At 60.7% G+C, this 23,433-nt stretch carries 19 protein-coding genes; 11 read left to right on the plus strand and 8 right to left on the minus strand.

The genetic code is table 11. The features are described from left to right. The first annotated feature begins 10 nt into the window (after window positions 1-10). Both AAZQ98_RS15975 and AAZQ98_RS15980 read left to right on the plus strand, forming a co-directional pair. Complete coding sequence (locus AAZQ98_RS15975) at window positions 11-1,468, plus strand: aldehyde dehydrogenase family protein (protein WP_434693641.1); 1,458 nt, start codon at window positions 11-13, stop codon at window positions 1,466-1,468. Between the two features lie 36 nt (window positions 1,469-1,504). Continuing rightward, entirely contained in the window at window positions 1,505-2,374 is an 870-nt protein-coding gene (locus tag AAZQ98_RS15980) for a 3-hydroxyacyl-CoA dehydrogenase family protein (protein ID WP_434693643.1), read from the plus strand. Between the two features lie 72 nt (window positions 2,375-2,446). Here the strand turns inward: AAZQ98_RS15980 and AAZQ98_RS15985 are convergent, their stop codons facing one another. Then, window positions 2,447-2,881: a pyridoxamine 5'-phosphate oxidase family protein gene (locus AAZQ98_RS15985; RefSeq protein ID WP_434693646.1), complete on the minus strand. Its 435-nt coding sequence runs from the start codon at window positions 2,879-2,881 to the stop codon at window positions 2,447-2,449. 96 nt (window positions 2,882-2,977) lie between these two features. On the opposite strand from AAZQ98_RS15985, the gene AAZQ98_RS15990 reads away from it, so the two are divergent. The 3 genes from AAZQ98_RS15990 (at window position 2,978) to AAZQ98_RS16000 (ending at window position 5,451) form a co-directional block, all read left to right on the plus strand. Beyond that, window positions 2,978-4,063 (plus strand): App1 family protein, encoded by a 1,086-nt coding sequence (locus AAZQ98_RS15990; RefSeq protein WP_434693649.1) that lies wholly within the window; start codon window positions 2,978-2,980, stop codon window positions 4,061-4,063. 2 nt (window positions 4,064-4,065) lie between these two features. Continuing rightward, window positions 4,066-4,533 (plus strand): acyl-CoA thioesterase, encoded by a 468-nt coding sequence (locus AAZQ98_RS15995; protein ID WP_105661618.1) that lies wholly within the window; start codon window positions 4,066-4,068, stop codon window positions 4,531-4,533. Window positions 4,534-4,596: 63 nt separating this feature from the next. Then, a complete protein-coding gene (locus tag AAZQ98_RS16000; protein WP_105657336.1) occupies window positions 4,597-5,451 on the plus strand; it encodes a siderophore-interacting protein in 855 nt (284 codons plus the stop codon). Between the two features lie 326 nt (window positions 5,452-5,777). On the opposite strand, the gene AAZQ98_RS16005 is transcribed toward AAZQ98_RS16000, so the two are convergent. Continuing rightward, window positions 5,778-6,623, minus strand: a complete 846-nt coding sequence (locus AAZQ98_RS16005; RefSeq protein ID WP_434693651.1) for a DNA-3-methyladenine glycosylase family protein — start codon at window positions 6,621-6,623, stop codon at window positions 5,778-5,780. Window positions 6,624-6,627: 4 nt separating this feature from the next. Then, window positions 6,628-7,221: a DNA-3-methyladenine glycosylase I gene (locus tag AAZQ98_RS16010; RefSeq protein WP_105657338.1), complete on the minus strand. Its 594-nt coding sequence runs from the start codon at window positions 7,219-7,221 to the stop codon at window positions 6,628-6,630. An 81-nt stretch (window positions 7,222-7,302) separates the two neighbouring features. Here AAZQ98_RS16010 and AAZQ98_RS16015 point away from each other — a divergent pair, with 81 nt between their 5' ends. The 5 genes from AAZQ98_RS16015 to AAZQ98_RS16035 all read left to right on the plus strand — a co-directional run bounded on the left by AAZQ98_RS16015 (window position 7,303) and on the right by AAZQ98_RS16035 (window position 12,413). Next, complete coding sequence (locus AAZQ98_RS16015) at window positions 7,303-7,674, plus strand: ArsR/SmtB family transcription factor (protein WP_105657339.1); 372 nt, start codon at window positions 7,303-7,305, stop codon at window positions 7,672-7,674. Between the two features lie 2 nt (window positions 7,675-7,676). Next, complete coding sequence (locus AAZQ98_RS16020) at window positions 7,677-8,603, plus strand: cation diffusion facilitator family transporter (RefSeq protein ID WP_105661620.1); 927 nt, start codon at window positions 7,677-7,679, stop codon at window positions 8,601-8,603. Between the two features lie 122 nt (window positions 8,604-8,725). Continuing rightward, a complete protein-coding gene (locus tag AAZQ98_RS16025) occupies window positions 8,726-9,475 on the plus strand; it encodes an ABC transporter ATP-binding protein (RefSeq protein WP_105657341.1) in 750 nt (249 codons plus the stop codon). Window positions 9,476-9,478: 3 nt separating this feature from the next. Further along, the gene (locus AAZQ98_RS16030) at window positions 9,479-11,974 is read left to right on the plus strand and encodes an ABC transporter permease (RefSeq protein ID WP_434693655.1); all 2,496 of its coding nucleotides are present in this window, start codon (window positions 9,479-9,481) and stop codon (window positions 11,972-11,974) included. A 94-nt stretch (window positions 11,975-12,068) separates the two neighbouring features. Beyond that, entirely contained in the window at window positions 12,069-12,413 is a 345-nt protein-coding gene (locus AAZQ98_RS16035) for a DUF6176 family protein (protein WP_332728145.1), read from the plus strand. Between the two features lie 73 nt (window positions 12,414-12,486). Here AAZQ98_RS16035 and AAZQ98_RS16040 read toward each other — a convergent pair whose 3' ends face one another. From AAZQ98_RS16040 to AAZQ98_RS16050, 3 genes are read right to left on the minus strand one after another with little or no spacing between them, the layout of a single operon-like run. Then, window positions 12,487-15,813 carry an ATP-binding protein gene (locus AAZQ98_RS16040; RefSeq protein ID WP_434693656.1) on the minus strand — a complete coding sequence of 1,109 codons (3,327 nt, stop codon included), beginning with the start codon at window positions 15,811-15,813 and terminating at the stop codon, window positions 12,487-12,489. A gap of 3 nt (window positions 15,814-15,816) precedes the next feature. Continuing rightward, the gene (locus AAZQ98_RS16045) at window positions 15,817-16,503 is read right to left on the minus strand and encodes a DUF4194 domain-containing protein (RefSeq protein ID WP_105661625.1); all 687 of its coding nucleotides are present in this window, start codon (window positions 16,501-16,503) and stop codon (window positions 15,817-15,819) included. After that, on the minus strand, window positions 16,500-17,960 hold the full coding sequence (locus AAZQ98_RS16050) for a DUF3375 domain-containing protein (protein ID WP_434693657.1): 1,461 nt from the start codon (window positions 17,958-17,960) through the stop codon (window positions 16,500-16,502). The genes AAZQ98_RS16045 and AAZQ98_RS16050 overlap by 4 nt, the downstream gene beginning before the upstream one ends. 227 nt (window positions 17,961-18,187) lie before the next feature. Here AAZQ98_RS16050 and AAZQ98_RS16055 point away from each other — a divergent pair, with 227 nt between their 5' ends. Beyond that, window positions 18,188-19,444 (plus strand): polysaccharide deacetylase family protein, encoded by a 1,257-nt coding sequence (locus AAZQ98_RS16055; protein WP_434693658.1) that lies wholly within the window; start codon window positions 18,188-18,190, stop codon window positions 19,442-19,444. Window positions 19,445-19,465: 21 nt separating this feature from the next. Here the strand turns inward: AAZQ98_RS16055 and AAZQ98_RS16060 are convergent, their stop codons facing one another. Together AAZQ98_RS16060 and AAZQ98_RS16065 are read right to left on the minus strand one after the other, a co-directional pair. Then, complete coding sequence (locus tag AAZQ98_RS16060; protein ID WP_434693660.1) at window positions 19,466-22,921, minus strand: TM0106 family RecB-like putative nuclease; 3,456 nt, start codon at window positions 22,919-22,921, stop codon at window positions 19,466-19,468. A gap of 77 nt (window positions 22,922-22,998) precedes the next feature. Further along, window positions 22,999-23,319 carry a hypothetical protein gene (locus AAZQ98_RS16065; protein ID WP_434693662.1) on the minus strand — a complete coding sequence of 107 codons (321 nt, stop codon included), beginning with the start codon at window positions 23,317-23,319 and terminating at the stop codon, window positions 22,999-23,001. Between the last annotated feature and the right edge of the window lie 114 nt (window positions 23,320-23,433).

Consider the following 23,433-nt stretch of genomic DNA (forward strand, 5'->3'; position numbering starts at 1 on the left):
AACCAAGCAAATGAACCTTTCCACAACACTTGCCACCCTGGAGCACTGCATCAATGGCGCATGGGTGCCTGGCGAAGGCCGCCGCATCGATTCGAAGGCGGCCGCCGACGAATCCATCGTGCTCGCGGAGGGCACCGCGGCCAGCGTGGACCAGGTGGACGCCGCTTTCGGCGCCGCCCACCGGGCCAAGAAATCCTGGGCGTCCACTCCGATGGCCGCCCGCGGGGCGATTCTGGCCAAGGCCGCCGGATACCTGAAGGAGCATGCGGAGGACTTCGGAGCGGAACTGGCCGCCGAAGAGGGCAAGACCAGAGCCGAGGGAATCGGCGAGGTGCTGCGGGCCGCACAGATCCTGGTCTACTATTCCGGCGAAGCGGAGCGCGCTGCCGGCACCGTTTTCCAATCCCCGCGTGCCGGGGAACAGATTCTGGTTACCCACAAGCCGCTGGGGGTGATCGGGGTGATCACCCCGTTCAACTTCCCGATCGGGATTCCGGCTTGGAAGATCGCCCCGGCGCTGGTTTTCGGCAATACGGTGGTGTTCAAGCCGGCCAGCCTGGTGCCGTTGCTGGCCATGCGCTTTGTGCAGGCCCTGGAGCACGGAGGGCTGCCCGCTGGTGTACTGAACCTGGTCATCGGCCCGGGCGCGTTGGGTGATGCCTTCATCGCCAATGAGCATTTGGACGGGCTGACTTTCACCGGTTCCACCGGAGTCGGGCGCAAACTCTGCGCGGCAGGTGCGGCCCGGGGGATTCCGGTGCAGGCGGAAATGGGCGGCAAGAATGCTTCGGTAGTGCTGGCCGACGCAGACCTGGACCTGGCCAGCGAGCAGGTGCTTTTCGGGGCCTTCCGCTCCACCGGCCAGAAGTGCACGGCCACCAGCCGGCTGATCCTCGATGAGTCCATCGCCGACGCATTCTTGGCCAAGCTCACCGAAAGGCTGGAGCAGTGGGTGACCGGGGACCCGCTGGACCCGTCAGTGCATATGGGACCGCTGGTGGATGCCAAAGCGGCGAACTCGGCGGCACAGGGGATCGACCGGTCGCTGGCACAGGGCGCAACACTGCGCTATCGCGGGCTGGCCCCGGGAACCGGCAGCTTCCTGGCACCAACCATTCTGGAACTTCCGGAGGGGGAAGCAGGGCGAGCCAACTGCGCCTGGCAGGAAGAATTCTTCGCGCCCATCGTGTCCGTCCGCCGAGTCAACGGGTGGAAGGAAGCCTTCGAGGCTGCAGAAGACTCGGAATACGGTTTGAGCCTGGCCTTGTTCACTTCGAATCTTGCGCTGGCCCTGGAGGCGCAACAAACTCTCGCCGTGGGTATTCTGCATGTAAATTCGGAGTCAGCCGGAGCTGACCCGCACGTGCCTTTTGGCGGTGCGAAAGCTTCGGGCTACGGACCGAAGGAACAGGGGGCAGCAGCTCGCGAGTTCTACACGCACACCACGACGACCTACCTGCGCGGCTAAAAGGCGCAGGCCAGGACTGCAAAGAAAGAATGGTCAATGAGGATTGAACGTATTTTGGTGATCGGTGCCGGCACCATGGGCCGGCAGATCGCGATGAGCTGCGCGCTGGGCGGCTACGCCACCGTGCTGCAGGATATCTCTGCCGACGCGTTGGGCGCAGCACGCACCGAGCTGGAGTCCTGGGCTGCCGGCCGCGTGGCCAAAGGCAAACTCGACCAGCCCACGGCAGCTGCGGCGCTGGGGCGCTTGAGCCAGAACACCGACTTGAACCAGGCTGCTTCCGCAGCCGACTTGGTGATCGAGGCTGCTGTGGAGCGCCTGGACATCAAGGAGCAGATCTTCGCCCAACTGGGCGAGCATGCACCGGCCCACGCCATCTTGGCGACGAATTCCTCGACGCTGCCCTCCTCGAAGCTGGCCCAGGCCAGCGGCCGTCCAGCGCAGGTGTGCAATATGCACTTCTTCAACCCCGCATTGGTCATGAAGTGCGTTGAAATAGTCCGCCATGGGCAGACCAACGATGCCACGATCCAGGCTGTCACCGAGGTAGCCAACCAGCTGGGGAAGAACCCGGTGCTGGTGAACAAGGAGATTCCGGGTTTCATTGCCAACCGCATGATGGGTGCGATCAACGCCGAGGCGCTGAACCTGGCTCACCAGGGAATCGCCAGCATCGAGGATATCGATACCACCGCGAAGACCGCTTTGGGCCACCCCATGGGTCCGTTCGAGCTTATGGACATGGTGGGCCTTGATGTGATCGATTTCATCGCCCAGGCGACCTACGCCGAGACCGGTGACGAGGCCGATCAGCCGCACCCGATGATCACCGAAAAGGTGGCTGCGGGCAAGCTCGGACGCAAGAGCGGAGAAGGGTTCTACCCTTATTCCCAGGCATCGGCTTAAAGCTGGAAACGCCGCTGCCAGCCCGATGGCCATTGGGCGGGAGGCGGCGTTTGCCGTGCAGATCGGAGAGAACTATTCAGCGACCTCTGGTTGCTCGCCGAGCTCGAAGTGGCGCCCGGAGATCGAATCAATGTTGACCCGAATCCAGAAATCCTTCTGGGTGGGGATCCAGGGAGTGACGCCGCTTTCGCGGGCCTCCTTGATATCGGCCTCATGCTCCAATACTTCGGCGCTGCCGTGCACGACAACGGACCAAGCTTCATCGGAAAGGATGCCGTCGACCTCGAAAGCGATCTTTTCATTGATCGCCATGGCCGCAAGCTTATTACCGGGCGAGGTGCGCAAGAACAGCTTCCCGTTGTGCACCGCGTAGTTCACCGGAACAATATCGATCAACCCTGCAACCGAAGTTGCTACGCGTCCGTGGGAACTGTGCGAGAGCAGCTGCCACGATTGGTCCTCATCCAATACCAGGACCGGACTATTGAGCTCGTGTTCGAATTTCATAGCACCAGCTTTCTACTCTTTGTAGAAAAAGGCAAGGGCTCAAGACACAAGTTGTCGTTTTCCCGTGCTTGGCGGTCGACATGAAAGACTGGGGCTATGAGTCATATTTCGGCTGATGGCGATGCCCGGCATGTAGCTTCGCGAATGGAAGACGGAGTGCATCGTTGGCGTGCACGGCGCGCCCTGGCCAACGGCCACCAAGCGGTAATCCTTCCCTATGTGGGATATGGCTCTACCGGACCGAGCGGCGGCTGGATTCGCGTCTTCGCCCGCGTTGTGCTGGCCAAGCCCGGCGCCTTTGAAGACGGGCAGCACCAAGCCCAGGTCATTGCCGATGGCATTCGCGGTTTCCGCAATTTCATTTCCCCGATCCTTCCCGGCGGCAAGGTCAGCATTGACGTTGGCGACCAGCGCTTCGAGGTCCAGGCTGACCGTGGCGGCGTGATTGATGTGAAGCTGGTAGTCGACCTGCCCGCGGGCTGGAATGAGATCCGGCTTCATGCCCACAACGGCGATGCCGCGCAGGCGAAGATTCTCGTTATCGACCAGGCGCAGAAGTTCGGGGTGATCAGCGACGTGGATGACACCGTCGTGGTCACCGCACTGCCGCGCCCCATGCTGGCGGCGTGGAACTCCTTTGTGCTCTCCGAGCATGCCCGCGTGGCGACCCCAGGGATGGCGGTGATGCTCCAGAAGGTGCTGCTCGAGCATCCGGGAGCTCCGACCATCTACCTTTCCACCGGCGCATGGAATGTCGCGCAGACCCTGCAGCGCTTCATCTCGCGCAACCTGTACCCGAAGGGGCCGTTGCTGCTCACCGACTGGGGGCCAACAGACCGTTCCTGGTTCCGCAGCGGAATGCAGCACAAGGTTGACCAGCTGCGCCGCCTGGCCGAAGAATTCCCGCACATTTCGTGGGTGCTCATCGGCGATGACGGCCAGCATGATCCGGCCATTTATGCCGAGTTCGCGCGCCGCTATCCCGAATTGGTCCGGGCTATTGTGATCCGCCAGCTGACCCCTTCGGAAGCGGTGCTAGCCGGCGGACGTTCGCATGAGCTGCGCCGAACCACCCCCGGGGTGCGTTGGGTCTACGAGCCGGACGGAGCCCGGGTCCTTCGGGAGCTGGCCAAGTTGGGGATCGTGGGCAATGACGGCGCAAACCTGCTGAAGGAAGATTAGCCATGGAAGAAAGCATTCTGCGGGTGCAGGTCCCTATGCGCTGGGGCGACATGGATGCTTACGGCCATGTCAATAATGTCAATCTGATCCGGTTAATGGAAGAAGCGCGAATCGCCGGCTTTGGCGTGCCCGGTGGCACCGGCGCGCCAGGCTCGCAGCCGCAGGCCGATATCTTCTCTGCAGTGCCTGCCGGAACCCAGATCCTCGTTGTCGAGCATCGGGTGCGGTATTCCCGCCCGTTGGAATACCGCAACGTGCCGGTCAATGTCGATCTCTGGGTTGCCAATGTCAAGCCTGCCAGCTTTGATATCTGCTACGAGTTCCGTGACCCGGTGGAGGACTATTTGTGCGTCAAGGCCTCCACTACGTTGGCTTATTTCGACCCGGTGTCCTCGCGGGTGCAGCGTTTGAGCCCCGGAGAACGCGCGGCGCTCAGTGCATATGAAGGTCCTCCGACCTTCCCGAAGTAACCACTTGCGCTCCCGTCAATTAGGATTGATCTATCTACCCTTATTAAGACAGGAAGTGATTTTGTGTCCCAGCCGGCTGGTGATCGCCCGCAAACTGGAGGCCGACCTGCGCGCCCCCAGGTCCTCCTGCAGGTCCTCAAGCGCGAGAATATCGCACCTCATCTGGTGCGGCTCACCCTTGGCGGTCCAGGCATCTGCGATTTCGCAGACAAGCCGGTGACCGACCGCTACGTGAAATTCCTGTTCGCGAAGCCGGAACTGGGCCTTGAATTGCCTTATGACATGGAAGCGCTGCGTGAGCGGCTGGCTCCCGAGGATCTGCCGGTTCGCCGTACCTATACCGTGCGCCGCAGCGATATGCAGGCGGGAACCATCGAGGTCGATTTCGTGGTCCATGGCGATGAGGGCCTAGCAGGTCCTTGGGCGCGTGACGCGCAGATCGGCTCATCGATCTGCTTCTCGGGCCCGGGCGGAATGTTTGTCCCCAAGGATGAATTCGATTTCCACTTCTTCGCCGGAGATGAAACTGCCATTCCCGCCATTGCGGCCTCCTTGGAGTCCATGGCCCCGCAGATGCGGGGCCTGGTGGTCATCGAAGTTGCCGACGAGGCTGACGAAATGCAATTGCAGGCGCCGGCTGGCGTGGAAATTCGCTGGATTCACCGCGGTGCCGAATTCTCCCCTGAAACCACGATCCTGGAGTCCGTGGTCCGGGGGATTCCATGGCCCGAGGGCCGGGTGCAGGTCTTTGCCCACGGTGAGCGCGAAGTCATGAAGAAGCTGCGCGCATACTTCTATGACGAGCATGGCGTGGACCGCCGCGACATGTCGCTATCTGCCTACTGGGCCTTTGGCCGTGCAGAAGATGCATTCCAGGCCGAGAAGCGTACGGAAGTTGGCAAGATCTTCGCCGACTAGTCTTTTGGCGCGGACAAAATCGAGCAAGTTAGAGCGACCTAAGAAATAAATCGAAAAATTACGCAAACAGGGCTTGACGTTATTACTGGTTCTTAGGATATGCTTATTCCAGAGCTTCTCCCGTGTGTGGTCGGGAGAAGCGTCAAGCTTGACCGATATTTATCGGCTAGTTCGCTGCTTGCCGGGGCTGCTCACCTCGAAGCAGCGAGCGGCGTAGCCGGCTTGAATAAGGGGAATGGAGAATCGGCTGACTTGCTCAGTCGGCCGATTCGTCGAAAAGGGAGCTTATCAGGATTGCACACCTTGATAAGCTCCCTTTCTCGTTGCTACAGCTTGGCGGCGTCGAAGGACCACAGCAGTAACGTGGCCAGGTAGCCCGCAGCCTTCGGTGGAGGCGCCACAGCGACACCGCGATCATGAAGCTTGCTCATGGCTCGGCGAACTACTAGATCCGACTCCAGGAAGATCTCCGGATCCCGAAAACCCCGCAGGGCCATGTAATTGCGCGTCCATGGACCCACCCCGCGCAGCCCTTGGAGCTGCTCCAGGAATGCCGGCACGTCTCCGAGCAGGAACTTTCCACTGTCCTCGAACCATTCGGCTACCGCGTGCAGCGCCGTTGCCCGCGACAGCGGGCAGTGAATGATCTCGCGCAATTCCCCAGGCGTGCAGGCGGCCGTTGAGGCCGCTGTGGGGAAAGCCCGAAGGCCCGAGCCATGCTGCTGGCCCAATGCGCCGACGTAGCGCCCGCCGAGGGTCCGTGCCGCCGCCAAGGACACCTGCTGTCCAATGATCGTGGTGGCCAGGGCCTCGAAAATATCCGGGTAGCTGATGAGCCGCAAGGAGGGGTAAGCCATCGCGAGCGGCTGGTAGCAAGGAAGGGCCTGGAGCGCTTCATAAGCAGCTGTGGTATCTTGCTGCAGTCCAAGCCAATGGTTGATGATCTCCGTGAGGCGCGCAATGGATTCAGTCGGGGCGTCGTGGGTGAGCGATACGCCTGCAGGATCCAGGCTCAATGAAACTTCAACCAGGTTCCCGTCCAGCTGCAGGACGCGGTGCAGCTGGGCCGCAGCGGCATCCAGCCGCTCCTGGGCAGGCAGCGAATGCAATTCCAGGACTGCCAGTGCGTGGCCGACGTCCAGAATTCCCGTTGCCGGTAGGCGCAGTTCCATGACCTCAGGCCCAAATGCCGGAAGTGCCGCGGCGGTGCGATCCGACCAGATGGGTATCGACCATGCCGATGGCTTCCATCAACGCGTACATGGTGGTCGGGCCCACGAACTTGAAACCCCGCTTCTTCAGCGCCTTGGCCAGTTCCTTGGACTCGGGGCTTTGCGTGGGTACTTCAGTGAAATTACGCGGAGCCGGGGTCTGTTCCGGCTTGAAGGACCACACGAAATCCGAGAGGCCGCCCTCTTCGCGCAGCATCAGGGTCGCTTCTGCGTTGGCGATCGTTGCGCGGATCTTGAGCCTATTGCGCACGATCCCGGCGTCTTCCATCAGGCGATTGAAATCGTCCTCGGTAAATAATGCGACCTTCTCGGGATTGAAGTGCTCGAAAGCGCGGCGGAACGACTCGCGCTTGGAAAGGATGATGGCCCAGGACAGGCCTGACTGGAAGCACTCAAGGCTCAGCCGCTCGAAAAGTCCCTCTTCGGAGGTGATCGGCATGCCCCATTCGGCGTCGTAGTACGTGCGGAGCATGTCATTCGAGGCGGCCCAGCGAGGGCGCGCCAATCCGTCTTCGCCAACGATGAGATCTTCAGTCATATTTTCATCTTGCCATCCATCGCGATGCGCAGTTGGCCATGCAACGTTCCGTTTCGCGGCAAAGTCACCTATCATCGTTATATGGCGATAATAGAGTCAGATATCGATGCATCGGAAATCCGCAGCGGCAAGCTGCAGTTCGCTGCGCTCTTCCACGCGCTCGCTGACCCGGCACGGCTGCTGATCCTGGACCATCTGCGCACCGGGGAGCATAAGGTCAGGGAACTGACCGAGCATTTGGGGCTTGCCCAAAGCACGGTCAGCGCGCATCTGTCCTGCCTGAAGGACACCGGCCTGGTGCACGTCCGAAGCCAGGGCCGGGCCAGCATCTACTCGCTGGGCCAGGGTGAAGCACTTGACGCGTTGACCGCTGCCGCCTCGGCGCTTCTGCCGCAAGAGGCATCCCATCACCATTGGGAAGAAGCGCACAGCATGGATCCGAAGAAAGGCTGAACTTGGGACACGATCACTCTCACGGGCACTCCCATGATCATTCCGGAGCAAACCGAACCCGCCTGGCCTGGGCCTTCGCCATCACCGCTACAATCCTCGTCGCCGAGGTTGTTGGCGCTATCGTCACCAACTCGCTGGCCTTGCTGGTCGACGCAGCGCATATGCTGACCGATACCCTGGGGCTATTGCTGGCTCTGACCGCTGCCAACCTGATCATGCGCAAGCCAACGACCAAGCGCACCTGGGGATTCCGCCGCGCAGAAGTCCTCTCCGCCACCTTCCAATCGGCATTGCTGCTGGCTGTGGGCATCTATGCGGCCATCGACGCCGTGCGGCGGCTCTTCACCCCTGCAGAGGTCCAACCGGAGGGACTGCTGGCCTTCGGCATCATCGGCCTATTGGGCAACGTCATCTCCATGTGGATCATTTCCGCGGGACGCAATAGCAACCTGAATATGCGTGCGGCTTTCCTGGAAGTAGTCAACGACGCGTTGGGCTCGGTTGCCGTTATCATCGCCGCGCTGGTTATCACCTACACCGGATGGATGCGCGCCGACTCCGTGGCAGCCCTGGTGATCAGCGCCCTGATCGTTCCCCGGGCCATGAAATTGCTGGGGGAAACCACCCACATCCTTCTCGAATCCACGCCTAGGGGCCTGGACCTGCTCGGGGTCAAAGCGCATTTGGAGGCATTGCCCGGGGTGATCGCGGTGCACGATCTGCACGCCAGCCAGATTGCCTCCAACCTTCCGGTGCTCACCGCCCATGTGGTGGTCGAGGACTCGATGTTCTCCGCTGGGGTAGCCGGTGGGCTGCTGCGGGATTTGCAGCAGTGCGTGGCAGATCATTTCACCGTGAGCGTTGAGCACTCGACCTTCCAGATTGAGCCGGCATCGCACCAGGAAACCGAACGCGAACATGGCTGCTAATCGGTAACCTGCGGGGGCAGAGCGTCCACGAATTTGCTCATACCTTGGTATGACGCACCCCCGGGAAACTAGGTCCTGATGGTGGATGCGGGTTTGGCTAGGCGCTTTGTAGTATTTCTAATATGACTTCTGAGACTCTGCCAAAAACCGAAAATGCGGTCGCTGCCCGCGGCTTGACCAAGACCTACGGGCATGACAGCACTCGTGTTGAGGCCCTTCGCGACGTAAACGTTTCCTTCGAACGTTCCCGATTCACCGCCATCATGGGCCCATCGGGCTCCGGAAAATCCACGCTGATGCACTGCCTGGCTGGACTTGATACCGCCGACTCCGGCGAAATCATCATCGGCGGCAAGAACCTGCTGGAGCTGAGCGATGACCAGCTGACCGAGATGCGCCGCGAGCAGATCGGCTTTGTCTTCCAGTCTTTCAACCTCGTGCCAACCATCACCGCCAAGGACAACATCCTGCTGCCATTGTCGCTGGCCGGCAAGAAGCACGATCGCGACTGGTTCAACACCGTCATCCAGGCGCTCGGCCTGGGCGACCGCCTGAACCACAAGCCGCATGAACTTTCCGGCGGCCAGCAGCAACGTGTCGCGGTAGCCCGAGCACTGCTCACCCGGCCGGAAGTGGTCTTCGGCGATGAGCCAACCGGCAACCTCGATTCGCGTACCGGCGCCGAAGTGCTGTCCTTGATGCGCACGTCCACCCGTGAAATGGGCCAGACCATCATCATGGTCACCCACGACCCGGTGGCCGCGTCCTATGCAGACAATGTCTTGCTGATGAAGGACGGCACAATTGTCGGATCCATCCAGGAGCCAACCGTGGCTACCGTAACCGAGGCCCTGGCCTCCTTGGCGGAGTAAGCAATGCTGCACGTAGCACTTTCGAATATCAAGACCTATGCACGTCGATATATCGCCGTCATCCTGGCTGTGGCCATCGGCACCGCCTTTCTTGCCGCAACGCTTTCGGTGAACTCATCCACCCAGGCGACACTGAAGAACTCGCTCGGAGACGCCTACAAGAACGCCGATCTGGTGGCCTACCCCGATTGGGACCTGGTTCCCGGCGCCGAGGAGTTGACCGAGCTGGGCCTCAAGGACATCGCAGATGTCCGGAACCTGCCTGAAGTTTCCACCGCCTATGGCCTGGCCTACGCCGATGGCCTGCTGCGCACGGCGGACAACAGCTACGGCGTGTCCGCACAGCCAGTAGATCCCGACCAGGGGCTGGGCGGCATGGAATTGATTGAGGGCCGGGCGCCCCAAGGTTCCAACGAAATCATTATCGATGCTTCCCACGCCAAGGAAATGGGCGTGTCCATCGGGGACGTCGTGGCTCTGGAAAATGGCGCGATCTCGCCGGCGAACTACAACATCGTGGGCATCCAGCGCTCGACCACCAACCCGCGGACCTCGGCCTACGCCTTGGCCGGCATGAGCGAGAAAGCGTGGCAGCACTTTTCCGGCGGCCAAGCGCTGATCACCGAAATCGTGGTCAATGGCGACGGCTCCGACGAGTCATTGAAGGCAGAGCTGGAGAAGCTGTTTGCCGGCAAGAAGATGGCTGACATGGCGGTGGTGACCGCCGATGAGAAGGTCTTGAACGAAGTCGCCCAGTTCACCGGAGGCACCGACCAACTCAGCGTGATCCTGCTGGTCTTCGCACTGATTGCACTGGTGGTCACCGGTCTGGTTGTGGTCAATACCTTTGCCGTAGTCATTGCCCAGCGCACCCGCGAACTGGCACTGCTGCGCATCCTGGGCGCCAAGCGCAAGCAGATTCGTAGCTCGGTGCTCATCGAAGCACTGCTCATTGGCATTCTTGCCTCGATTCTCGGTGTCTTGCTCGCCGTCGCACTGATGGCGGGCCTGATCCAGCTGCTGCACGTGATGGTGCCGGAGATGTCCTATGCGGCGTTGGCCCTGACCCCGCAGGGATTGGCCATCCCAATTCTCGTCGGCGTACTGATGACTGTGGTCGCAGCGAGCCTGCCGGCTCGACGGGCGATGAAACTCGCACCGCTGGCGGCCTTGCGCCCCTTCGACGCTGCCAGCGTGAAGAACCGTGCCGGCAAAGCCCGGATCATCTTCGGATCGCTGTTCGTGGTGGCCGGCGCCAGCTTGCTGGCCTACGGCGCGATCCAGGGGGATCTGGTAGTCGCCTTCCTGGGCGGCCTGGTTTCCTTCCCGGGGATCCTGATGCTGGCTTCGCTGTTCGTGCCGAGCAGCGTTTCCGGGATCGGCAAGGCCGTGGCTGGCAAATCGACGGCGGGAAAGCTCGCGGCCCTGAACGCCGTGCGCAACCCGGGCCGAACCACCGCGACGGCAACGGCACTGCTGATCGGCGTGACCTTGGTGTCCATGATCATGGTCGGCGGCCAGACCGCCAAGGCCAGCTTGAACAACGCTGTGGCCGCAGAATTCCCGGTCGACATGATGGTCTCCTTCTATGACCGCCAAGTTTCAGGCGCCGAGACCAAGAACATGCTTGAGCAAATCAATGGCGTGGACGGGATTACCGCCAGCTCCAGCTTCACCTCCGGATATGCGGATGTGGACATGGGGACCGATGAAATGTTCAACGCCGAGATCATGTCCATTGATCCCACGAGCTTCGCTGACGTTGCACTGGACCCGAATATCGTGCCGGCAGATGGCGAAATCGTCTATGTGCTGGGTAGTCCCGAAAATCCGACGATGGAAGTTGGCGGGCAAACGCTGGCAGTGAAGAATTCCGAGGCCATGCTCTCAGGAAATATCGTCACCGAGCAGACTTTCAGCAAGCTGGAAATCGATGAAGCCAATCAGTACTCGGGGATCCTGATCAAGGTGGATTCCGACGTCAACGCAGCGGGCGTCAACGAACTGGTCACCAAGGTTTCTGCCATCACCGGCGTTGAATCATCAATGATCAATGGCGGTGTGGTGATGAAGTCGATGTTCTCCCAGATCATTGACGTGCTGCTGATGATTGTCTCTGCCTTGCTGGCAGTCGCCGTGCTGATCGCCCTGATCGGCGTAGCCAACACGCTCAGCCTCTCGATCCTGGAACGCACCCGGGAGAATTCCCTGCTTCGTGCCCTGGGCCTGAAGAAGAAGCAGCTGCGCGGCATGCTGGCAACCGAAGCGGTACTGATTGGCGGCGTCGCAGCCCTGCTCGGCTTGGTGCTGGGCGTGGCCTATGGCCTGCTTGGAGCCCGCTCGGCACTCGCGTCCATGGGAACGATGACCTACGAGATCCCATGGTGGCAGCTCGCACTGGTCCTGCTGATCAGCATCGTGGCAGCGCTCTTGGCATCGGTGACTCCGGGCCGCCGCGCCGCAAAGTTGTCGCCGGTTGAAGGATTGGCCGTCGAATAGCCGGTAGCCAGCCAAAGACGGTGGTCCTGAAAGCCAAGGCTTTCAGGACCACTGTCTTTTCCGCAGGTGCGGCTCAAGCCCATAGGCTGTAGACATGAAAATTGAACTCACTCGATTCCGAGTTCTGCCAGGCAAATCAGCGCTAGCCAATGAATGGCTGGAATTCCTGAACAGCAATATGCCCGCGGTGCTTGAAACCCTGGAAGGCGAAAAGATGTACGTGGAGACGATCTTCAGCGAAACCCTGGATGGCGTCGACTACCTCTACTGGTACAGCATCCAAGGCGAGGGCGGTGCCGCGGTGCAGGACTCTGCACATGAAATCGACAAGGTGCATCTCAGGTATTGGAAGCAGTGCATCGATCCAGGCTTCGCACCCCAAGAGCTGTCCCCGCGGGTGGTCATGATCCCTGAACGCGTGCAGCGCAGCATGGTCTAGAGGCGAAGCACCAAGGCACGAGGTCCAGAACTCGCTATGGCGACTTCTGGACCTCGTGCCTTGTACTGGATGTTCAGCTGCGCAGGGTAATCGTTGTGGCCATGGCCGGGGAACGGCCGGTGGTCACGAAGCCTGAGATATTGGAGCCAGGGTGCTTGATGATATCCGTGATGGATCCCAGATGGCGGCTCAAATCGATCTTGTCCTCGGGGGCCGCGAGCACCAGATGGAAACCGAACTCCTGCAACGCGCGTATGCCTGCCGCTGCATATTCGGAGTTGGCTTGAATGAACGCCTCGTCGATCATCACAGTGCCGTAGGAAGTGAACCCGGCTGAAGCGAAGCCCAGCTGGTAAGCCAGGGCAGCACCCATGATGAAGGATGTGAAGCGCTGGCCTTCGCCGCCGGAGAGCGTCCCGGGTTCCAAGCCGGTCTCAATCTCCCCATTGGGCTTGTGCTCATTGCAGCTGATCATCACATGCTGGCGGACATCGAGCACGGTCGAACGCCATGAAGCCATCGCCGGGTCGCTGAGTGCGGTAACCAGTGCCTCCAGCGCTTGGTAGGAGCTGGCCAAGGTGGATTCGTCCTTGGTGGTGTAAGCCTCCTGCAATGCGTCCTTCAGGTCCTTGCGGAAGGTACCGGCCTCAACTGGAATCGCATTTACTGCTTCCAGGCGAAGGACCGACCCATGCTCGAAAGTCACCTCTGCCAGAATCTGGTTCAGCGGCTTGATGCGTTCGGAGATCATCCGGCGCTCTTCATCCAGCAACTGCAAGAGGTCGCTGAAGCGTTCATAGGAACGGTTCGCGAAGTATTCGCGGAACTGCGCCTCATGGTGCGGCAGGCCATCGGCCACGATCTGGTCGTGCAGCTGCGCGTAGTGCTCAGCTGCTTCAGCGGTGGTGCCATGGGTCTGCGCGTGCGAGGTGCCGAATTCACGGGCAAAACGACGGAAGGTTTCGCTCAGCGCGCCACCGATTTCCTGTCGCTGCGACTGCAAGGAATTGACCTGGCTGCCCAGCTGGAGCTTGACCTCGGCAAAGGCTTCGCTGATTTGTTCACTGGCAGGGCAGTTCCCTGCAATCACTTGCTGGAGAACCGGGCCAAGCAGCTGATGCTGGCGCAGCGCGGACGGGATGCTCTGCTCCCATCCGGTCCCCAAATCATCGCTGGTGGACAGGATCTGCTGTGCACGCTGCACCTGCAAGCCAAGATCTGCAATGCGTGAACGAACCAGTGCGAGGTCCCCGACCAGGGTTTCTGCCTCGGCCTTCGCCGTTTCGATTTGCTGGCGAACCCGGGAGGAATCCCCGGACAATGCCAAGGCATCGCCGAGCTTCTGCTCGCTGCGGCGCAAGGCTTCCAGTGCCTCGGACGCGTCGAACTGGCCAAAAGTCCGCTCATCGGCAATGAGGGCCTGCAAGAGCTGGGTTTTGGCCACGATCTTGTTCTTCGCCGCACTGCGTTCATCGGCAGCCTGGTGGGCCTGGACGATTCTCTCATCCAGCCGTGCCGCCTTGGACTGCAACTCGGCGATCTTCGACTCGTTGGTGAAGCCCAGCAGGTACTCGGAAGCAGGCAACGTGCGGGTATCGCGCTCGAAGCTTCCGGTTCCGGATTTGATGGTGCCGGCCGGGGTTATCGCCTTGGGGTGCACATGCATGGCTGCATCGTTCTCAACACAGGCCAATGGGTAGTCGGCGGTGATCTTCGCCTTCAGCCAGGTTCCGGCTTCGCCGGGCGCGAAGTCCAGCTTGGCCACCAGGTCTGCCGGGCCGGCTTCAGCGGTGCGCGGCGGCTGTGAAATGTCGCTCCACCGCACGCGGCCCAAGCCGTCGAGTTGATCAATGGCGTGGGTGACTTGGGTGAGCAGCTCCCCGGGAACCAGCAGCGTGCGGGCCAAGGAGTGCAAGGCCTTTTCAGCGGCCAAACGCCAGGTACCGGCATCGGCCGAGACATCCATGAGCTCGCCAGCGAAGGGAAGCTGTTCTTCCTTGAGCGAGCAGGCCGAAGCGATGGCACGGCGGGCGGCTATCGAACGGTCATCGATATTGCTGGCCCGGCGCTGGTAGGAGCGGATCTGGTCAGCCAACGTTTCTGCGCGCTTGCGCAGGTTGACCAAGGTGGCCATGGCCTCGTACTCAACGGTCTGGGCATCATGCGTAATCGAGCTGAGCTGCTGCAAGGTACGTGCCGCGTTGGCCCGCAGCTCATCCAGGCCGGTGGCCGAGAATTCGAAGGCCAAGCCAGCATCCGAGGCCTGCTGCTGCAGGGTCCGGATGACGTACTCCTTCTCGCTCAATGCCTTGCGAGCCACATCGGCCTCGCGCTCCAGCAGCATCAGGGAAGCAGAGCCCGCAGAGTCGTGGGCAGCCTCCAGCGACGCCAGCTGGTCATCGAGCTTTTCCTTGCGCTTACGCAGCTCGGCCTCTTCGGCCTTGAGCTTGGCTAGCTCCGTTTCGTGGGAGTTCAGGTCATTGCGCAGCACCAGCTGGCGGACCTGGGTTTCCAGGGTGTGCACGTCGCTTTCCAGCAATTGCCGGGCGGTGGCGATCTGTCCAGCCAAGGAACGGTAGGCCTGATCCTGCTCCGGCACCTGCGCGAGCACGTCACGCTGGGCGCGGGCGGTATCCAGCTGGCGGTAGATGCCACGCAAATGGGCAAAGTCTTCCACTGCTGCGGACGCGGCCTTCAACGTGGCTGGTTCTTCCAGCACTTCGTGGCGGAAGAACTGGTTGACGCCCTTGGCCAGGCCCTTGCCATTTTGCAACGTGCGCAACAGGGCAAAGGCCTTGTCGCTTTCGACGCCTAAACGGCGGCGCAATCGCTCAATGAAAGCCTTGTGGGTATCGAATGCCTCGCTCGGTGCCAGGGCCTTGGACAGCGAGGACACGGTAAAGCGGCGTGGGCCGTGGTTTTCCAGCTCCGCAATATTGACCTTGCCCTCGCACAACAGATAGTGCTTGGAGACCTGTCCTTCCAGACCGGCATCGGGCAGATCGAAGACCGCGCCGGCTGTAACGGTGTTGCCCATGCCATCGTCGTAGCTGAGCACAATGGCGCTCCACGTCGCGCCGGGGCGCTGGTAGACAGTGCCGGCGCTGGTTTTGAACTTGCGCCCGCGCATGTAGGAGAACGTGGTGCGGCGGTCCTCGCGGGTGGCCGCGTCATTGGCCGATTCGTTCAGGCGGGGCGTTGCAAAGAAGACGTGGCCCATCGCATCGAACAAGGTGGATTTGCCCACGCCCGGATGGCCGGTGACCAAGGTGCCGGCGCGGTCCACGGCCAGATCATGCAAGCCGTGGAAGGTTCCCCAGTTAACTATTTGTACCCGGCTCAGCCGATGCTGGCCTGGGTTGAGTGCCCCGCCCAGCGGGAGAGTCATTTCAATGCTCATCGGTTACTCCTGCACCAACTCGGGGGTCTGCTCTGCGAGGTCATCAGCTTCTTCGGCTCCCAGGCTGAAAGCTGGATCATTAGCGTCGATTGCCGCGATGTAGCGTGGTATGTCCTGGATATTGGTGATCGGCAGCGCCATCGCCAGGGCCGGGGAAATGCGGAACTCGTTCTCCAGCTCGGTGCCGGTCAGCAGGCGCAGAGCCTGCAGGCGGGTTACCGCAGCATCGCAGGACTCGGCAAAGCGCTTGTCATCGCGGTCTGAGGTCTGGCGGTGCTCGGCCAGGATCTCGTGCATGCCCGCACGCGAAATCACGGCATCGCTGCCGCTGCCTGAATGCTGTTCGAGCAACAGCCGCAGCCGCAGGGCGAGCAGGGTTTCATCACGCTTCAGCGGACGGCGCGGAGCGATAGGGGAGGTGTGGACCTGTTCAATCTGGACGGGGGCAAGCATGGCGATCTTGCGGTCCATGTCCAGCTGCAGTGCCAAGAAGATCTCGGAGAAGTAATCGCTGATGCTCTGCTGCTGGTCCAGCAGCAGTTGCCAAGCCGAGGCATCGATGGACCCATCAAGGTACGGGCCGCGCAACAACCGGACCAGCAGCTGGCGCAGCGGCAGCGGGAACTTCCCGGTATCGCCCTCGAACAATGGTTCGGTGATCGGTGCGGCGTATGAATCGCTCTTGGTCATAGCGGCTCCTTCGTAAAGCTTAACGCGGGCAGGATTGCGGTTCGCATCGAACCATCGAGTTGCTGGAAATGGATGCTGAGCAGATCGCTCTCGTTCAGCGATTCGCCATTGGTGCGCCCGATTTCCACGAGGGCACGAATGGAGTTCAAGTGCCGCTGCCCGGCATCCAAGGATTCGAAGACTTCATCCAACCGGATCGAACCGGAACTGGACTGGCCCAGATGCCGGGTGATCGATGCACGCAGCAGTGGCATGTCCGCCTGGGGCGTCGAGGGATTACGCACAATGTCGGCTTCGCTGAATTCTGGCGCTTGAGCCAGCGGAGGCGGAGCCACATGCTCGGATGGGTCGTAGATTCCAAGACCGGAAAGGGTGACGAACTGCGGAGCGAAGAGCTCCATCGGGGCCAAGCCGCTGCGGGGCTTCAGGCTCGTGGACTTGCTGATCGCCAGTTCAGCTTCTCGGACCGCTTGGCGCAATAGCTCGGCCTGCTTGTAGTCCTCGGACTGCACGAATGCGTGCAGGGATTCAGAGAGCTTGCCATAGGAGGCATGGACTTCAGCTGCCTGGCGGCGCAATTCACGCAACAGGTTAGTAAGGATCTGGCGTTCGGGCGTTTCCAGGTCATCTACGAAGTCGCGGTCCAGGACTTCGGCCAATGCGGCGCGGAAACGCTGCTGCGCTTCCGGGGAGTTCAGGAATTCAGTGAATCCGCTGAAGGTTTCGCCTTCGGCAGTGGAACGCAACTGACGGTCAGCTTCAAGAACCTGGCCCACAGCTACGCCCTTGGCTGTGGAGGCATCCAGAATGCCTTCACGCAATGAATGGAGCATATCCTGGACGCCGTCGCGCATGCGTCGGAAATCTGCTGGCAAACTCGATGCCAGATCGAGTACGGAACGTGTTGCCGACAAGGCGGTCGTGCGAGAAAGCACCGCCGGGTCATCCCCGCTGCGCAGCTGGTCGATTTGGGCTTGGCGCAGCGCGATCTGGGATTCGAGGGCACGGATACGTGCTTCGGGATCCGGATCGGTTTCGTGGGCCAGCGATTCCAGGGAAGAAAGCAACGTGTTCAGGCGAGACGAGTTCAAATGCGAATCGTCGGTGGAAAAATCCGCCAGGTAGCGCAGGGTGCGCAGGGTCTGCGCACTGGGTTCATACACGAAGCGCCCATCAATCAGCGGACGAGCCAGAATTCCCTGCTTGACCCATGTTTCGGCGAAATCCTGGGCCGAATACGAGGCGGGAATCTGGTCATCGCTTTTGCGCGCTTGCTTCAGGAAGGAATCCAAGGAGGCATGGAAAAGTTCCAATGCGATCCGTGAACGGTCTGCGGTGAACTCTGCGCGGATGAAGGCCACAGCCCACGGCTGGGCGGTCAGAAGCCGATACGCTGCCGAGCTTTTGAACTGCTGGGACTGAAGCCACAAACTATTCGCGCGGTGCGAGGGCTGCATGTACTTCCTTGATCTTTGGGACGCCTAACCAATCAATTCTAAATCATTGGACTCCTTCCAAAATGTGAGCTCCCTAAAAGCTGAATGTTAGACATCGCTCAAGTTCGGTAATTCATCCTGAAAGGGTGTTGCCTCCAGCGCTACCTGTGTAGGGTCGAAATAACCAGATGACAACTCGTTTTCTTCCGGCCTGGCGGGCACGGTGGAGGTCACGGAGGTCGAAGCCATTGAAGAACCCACGATTGGTGATTTCGCTCGGGTTGGCGCTGGGGCTTGCCGGGTGCAGTGCTACACAGGAGCCGCCAACGCCGGCCCCGGACCCTGCTGCCGTTGAAAAGGCTGAGCAGGAAGAAGCACGAGTGGACGGCGTGAGAGCCGAGATCAACCGGCTAGCTGACGGATACGACTATGACGCGGCGATTAAACTCGCCAAGAAAGACAGCGCCGAACAACTGAACCAGATGGCCAGCGGCCTAGAGGAAGAGAAAGGGCAGGTTTCAGCTTGGGAAGAGCCGAACAACATACCTCACCTGTTCTTCCACTCGCTGATTGTCGATCCCGGCAGGGCCTTTGACGAAGGCAGCAGTTCGCAGGGGTACGCCGACTACATGGTGACCCAGAAGGAATTTGCAGCCATCCTCGACGAGCTGTATGCGCGTGATTATGTCCTGGTCAACCCGGAAGATTTCGCCTCGCTCGACGGCCAGGGGCAGATGGAGTATCGGGATATCATGCTGCCCCAGGGCAAGAAGCCAGTGGTGCTGTCCATCGATGACCTGAGCTATTACGAATACATGGAAGGTGATGGCTTCGCCAGCAAGCTGGTGCTGGATAAGGACGGCAAGGTCCGCAACGAATACGTCGATGCGGAGGGCAAAACGCAGGTTGGCGCTTTTGACGTCACCACGATGGTCGATGACTTTGTAGCGGAACATCCCGATTTCACGTATCGGGACGCTCGCGGCCTGATCGCCATGACCGGATACAACGGCGCATTCGGCTACCGCACCTCTGCCAGCCAGTATCCCCAGAGCAAGACTCTGGAAGCTGACCAGAAGAAGGCGGCGGAGATCGCAGAAGCGATGAAGAACAGCGGTTGGGTTTTCGCGTCCCATTCATGGGGGCACATTGCCACCGGGACAGTCAGCATGGATCGGCTCAAGCGGGACACCAAACTGTGGAAAGCCGAAGTCGAACCGATCGTGGGAAAAACCGGGCACTACATCTATCCTTTTGGATCGGATATTGCCCGGACCCAGCGTTACGCGGGGGACCGGTACCAGTTCTTCAAGGACCAGGGGTTCGATTACTTCTACGGCGTTGACGGTACGACTCGCACATGGATGCAGCAGGGCGATGAGTACCAGCGGCAGATGCGCATCAATGTGGATGGGTTGCAGTTCGCCAAGGAACTGCGCGGTGACCGGCCAGTCCTGGGAAGTTTCTTCAAAGTCGAGGATGTGATTGACCCGGCGCGCGAATGACCGGGCCAATCCATCATCAAGCTACAAAGCCATGAAGGCACCGAGCTGCGAGAGCGCCGATGGGTTGGAAGGCAGATAATCGGTGAGCCTTTCGCTGCGCACGATGATGGCCTTCCATTGGCCGCGGGAAATCGCAACGTTGATGCGATTGCGGTTAAGCAGGAATTCGATGCCACGCGATGCATCGGTGGCGCTGGAACATGCCATGGTCATCAGCACAACTGGTGCTTCCTGTCCCTGGAACTTGTCAACCGTTCCCACCTTGACCGCCGATAGCCCTTCAGCTTCGAGGACATCGCGCACCAGATTTACCTGGGCATTGTAGGCAGCAACTACCAGGATGTCAGCGGCACCCAATGGACGGGCAGGCATGCCTGCCCCCGGACTCCACATCATTCCCAGATGCTCGCGGACCAATCGGACAATGGCCCCGGCTTCTTCGGCGCTGCTGACCGTGTTGCCTCGATGTTCAACGAACACCGTCTCGACCCCGGCCGGTGTGCCTTCGAGTTGCCGCAACCCGGCGGCGTCTGCCGAGAACAGCTGGTGGTCATAGCTCAATGCCGAAACCTTGGCGCAAAGCGCTGGATGCATTCGCCATGAAGCTGCCAGGAAGTACCCCAATTCGGCTGGCAGCACTGGTTCGCCGCCGGAAAGCCAGCCGAGCGCCGATTCGTCCACCGGCTGAGGATGAGTGCCCTGGGTGACCTGGGGCAACTGCTGGGGATCACCGAGCAGCAGCAAATTGCGGGCTGCTCGTGAAACCGCCAAGGTATTGGCCAGTGAGAACTGCCCGGCCTCATCGATCACCAGCAAATCCAGGCTATCCGCGGGGACTTTCGAACCGGTCAGCGTCCAGGCAGTACCTCCAATGAGCCCGCCGCCCGATGCGTGGAGAACTTCAGTCAAGGAATCCTTGGACGTGCCGGCCCAGGGGACCGGATCATCGTGCTTGACTTCCTTGGCTACTGCCTCGGGATCGACCCCGGCCTGCACCGCTTTCCGCAGGACGTTTTCAACTACTGCATGGGACTGGGCAACCACGCCAATCTTCCATCCGTAATCAACGAGTTCACGGATCACATGCGAAGCGACGAAGGTCTTGCCGGTCCCCGGAGGGCCTTGTACCGCAAGATAGGAATTATCAAGATCCTTCAACGTCTCGACCACGGCAGGATAGATCTGCGCCTGTCCATCAACCAGGGCTGGATCCACCGGTGCCGCAAGGGTTTTCAGGCGTGGCGGAATCCGCCGCAGGATGTCGATGCCCGGCCGTTCCGGAAGCACCGGTACGGTGGAGCCCACCCGCTGGGCGATCTCCTTGAGCGCTGCATCGATGCTCATCGTCGCCAACGGCTTATCCGGAGCCAATGCGCATGGATGGGCACCGTAGGCAGGGATCTTGCCGCTGGTTTTCTCCACAATGGTAATCCAGCCCGGACCGAGCTCGACTACGGTGGCGTTGAATGCGCCGCCGCGCACGGAGTCGTCAACGGCCATGCCTTCAGGCAACGGAGCATCAAACATGGCGAACACTGATGAGCCGGGGGAGAGCAGGGATCCTTCCGCCAAGGTTCCCTGCAATCTCGTCACGCGCGTAGAGGTGCGCGCCCGAGGGGTGGCCTTATGCCAATCCTCGAGTACTTCCGCAGCGTCCACAATGAACACTCCCCGGGCGTCGCTCCAATCATCCATTGGCGCGGACAAGCGGTCGAAGTGTTCCCACCAGAACTGCTTCTTTTCACGCCGGTTGTAACCGGTCGCAGCGGCGACCATCGCGATCGCGCGGTCATCGTTGCTCAGCGCGTGGGCGTGGGGAAGCTGCGCAAGGTAGTTTTGCAGCCGAAGCTCTTCGGCGGTGGGCTCGTATTCGTCTGCGGCCGGGCCTGGCTCAGGCATATCCGGCAGAGTGCCAGGCGCCTCATCGCTGAGCGAAAGCAGCCAATCCCGCAAGCGCAAAGTGGAAAGGCAGTCGTACTCGTTGTAATCGGCAATCGACTCGAGGATCGCTTCAGCGGCCCCGTCGTTCTTCGAATCCCGCGCCAGCATGTACTGGGCGTAAGCGACCACCGATGCTCCGGCATCGGTGACATCCCCGGAGCGAAGGTGCTCTCCCATGTACAACGGTTCAAGCTTCTTGATGGAGTATGAGCGGGTGGAAACTACCAGGGCGTTACGCACGGTCTCGTAGAGATCGACAAGCAGGTTCTCACGCAGCCACTGGTCGACTTCGTCCTCACCGGCAATGTGCACCTGCGAGAGCTTGCGCAGGGCAGTTTTCTCATAGGGCGCATAGTGGTAGACCTTCATGCGCGGGAACCGCTGGCGGCGTTCTTCGACATAGGCAATGAAGTCCAGGAAGGCTTGGCGTTCTTCGGCGCGGCTATGGGCCCAGAAGGGTTTGAACACCGGCACCCCGGTGTCATATTCGATGACGCCGAAGAGGTATTCCAGGCCCCAGGAGCCGTCGGAAGGTTCCTGGTAGAGCGGGTCGCCCTCGAAATCGAAGAAGATGTCGCCTTGATCAGGTCGCGGCAGCGAAGAGATCGGGCCTTCGTTCTTCACCCGGTAGGAGACGCCGTGGACCATGCCATCGCTCTGGGCCAGCCCCAGCTGCATTCTGGCCTGCTCCGCGGCACGATGCAGCGAGGTGCCTGGTTCAGCCTCTAGCTCGGCGAGCTGGTCAATGGTGGAAATGCCGCGGGCGCGAAGTTTTTCTCGCTGCACCATGGACATGCCAGCGACCAATAGCAGGTCGCGGGTTTCCTGGGCCTGCTCTTCGCAATAATCGCAACGGCCGCATAAGCGCAGTTCATCGGAGTTCCACCGAACTGGCTGGTTGGCCGCACGGTGTTCCTGCACCATCGTCACGAATCGTTCACGCTGGGCCCGGAAGACTGGCAGCACTTCGTCAACCCGATGCACCGAATGCGTCCCGTCGCCGAGGACCAGCGTTGCCGAGGTGGACACGGGGAGCCCTTCTGCCAGCATCTGATCCGCGTAGGCTGCGATCTGGAGCAGGGCGCTGACCCTTGCATGGCGGGCGAGCTTGGTATCCCATACGGCCCAGGTGCCGTCTTCCTGGCGGACCAGGAAGTCGGCAAAGCCGATGAAAGCCCCATCGAAGAAGGTGGCCTGGAAAATGACATCGGCGCCGTTGCGAAGCACGTGCATGGTCGCTTCGTGGGCTGCCCGAAGACCGGCCGCGGACATCTGTGGGCGATCAGTGAATTGCTTGATGCCGGTTCCCGTCGCCGGGTCGTATTCGCCATAGGCAGCTATCAGGTCTTTGAGGACGTTCTGCTCATGGGCGTCGCCGAGCACCGCTGTTCGTTCCAGCATCTCGTCTCGTGCCTTGTCAGGCTTGGGACGCAGGCCGAGTTTCACGTCCAGCAGGTACAGGGACTGGTAATTGCAGTCAACGGAGACTGACAGGTCACTCGCTGAGAAGATGAACTGATCATCTAGAAAGAACACGGGGCCTGGGCCTTTCGTTGACTTGTTTCCTACCTAGTCAACGTAGCACCAGACCCCGACAGATTCGCTGATGCCGCTTAGGACAGCTCGTCTTTGTTCTCCTTGGGGCCGCCAAGAACGAGCGAGAGAATGGCAACGCCGGCAGTCACCGAGTTCACCGCTGGCCACGCACCGATTTTCTTGGCCAGCGGATGCGAAGCGCCGAAGCCTCCGAGATAGGCGCTGATCAAGGCAATGGCTTTAGCGGTTCCAGCATCTTTCTTCCAAAGCAGGAAGGCGCCGGCACCTGCAGCACCGAGCACAACGGCAGCCAGCGGGCGCTTCTTGGTGGCACGACCGGTAGCGTAACCGCCCACTAAACCGGTGGTGGCCAAGGCGGTTGAAACGATGCGAGACATGAGACTCCTCCAGATATACGGCACAGTGTTCCGCTTTGCAGACTATGCCCGTCACCTGTGATGTTTCCCAGAAAGTCGGGAAATGCACTCGCCGGTCACTTTGTGGCCGGTGGG

Source organism: Glutamicibacter sp. Je.9.36 (assembly GCF_051129975.1).
GTDB lineage: Bacteria > Actinomycetota > Actinomycetes > Actinomycetales > Micrococcaceae > Glutamicibacter.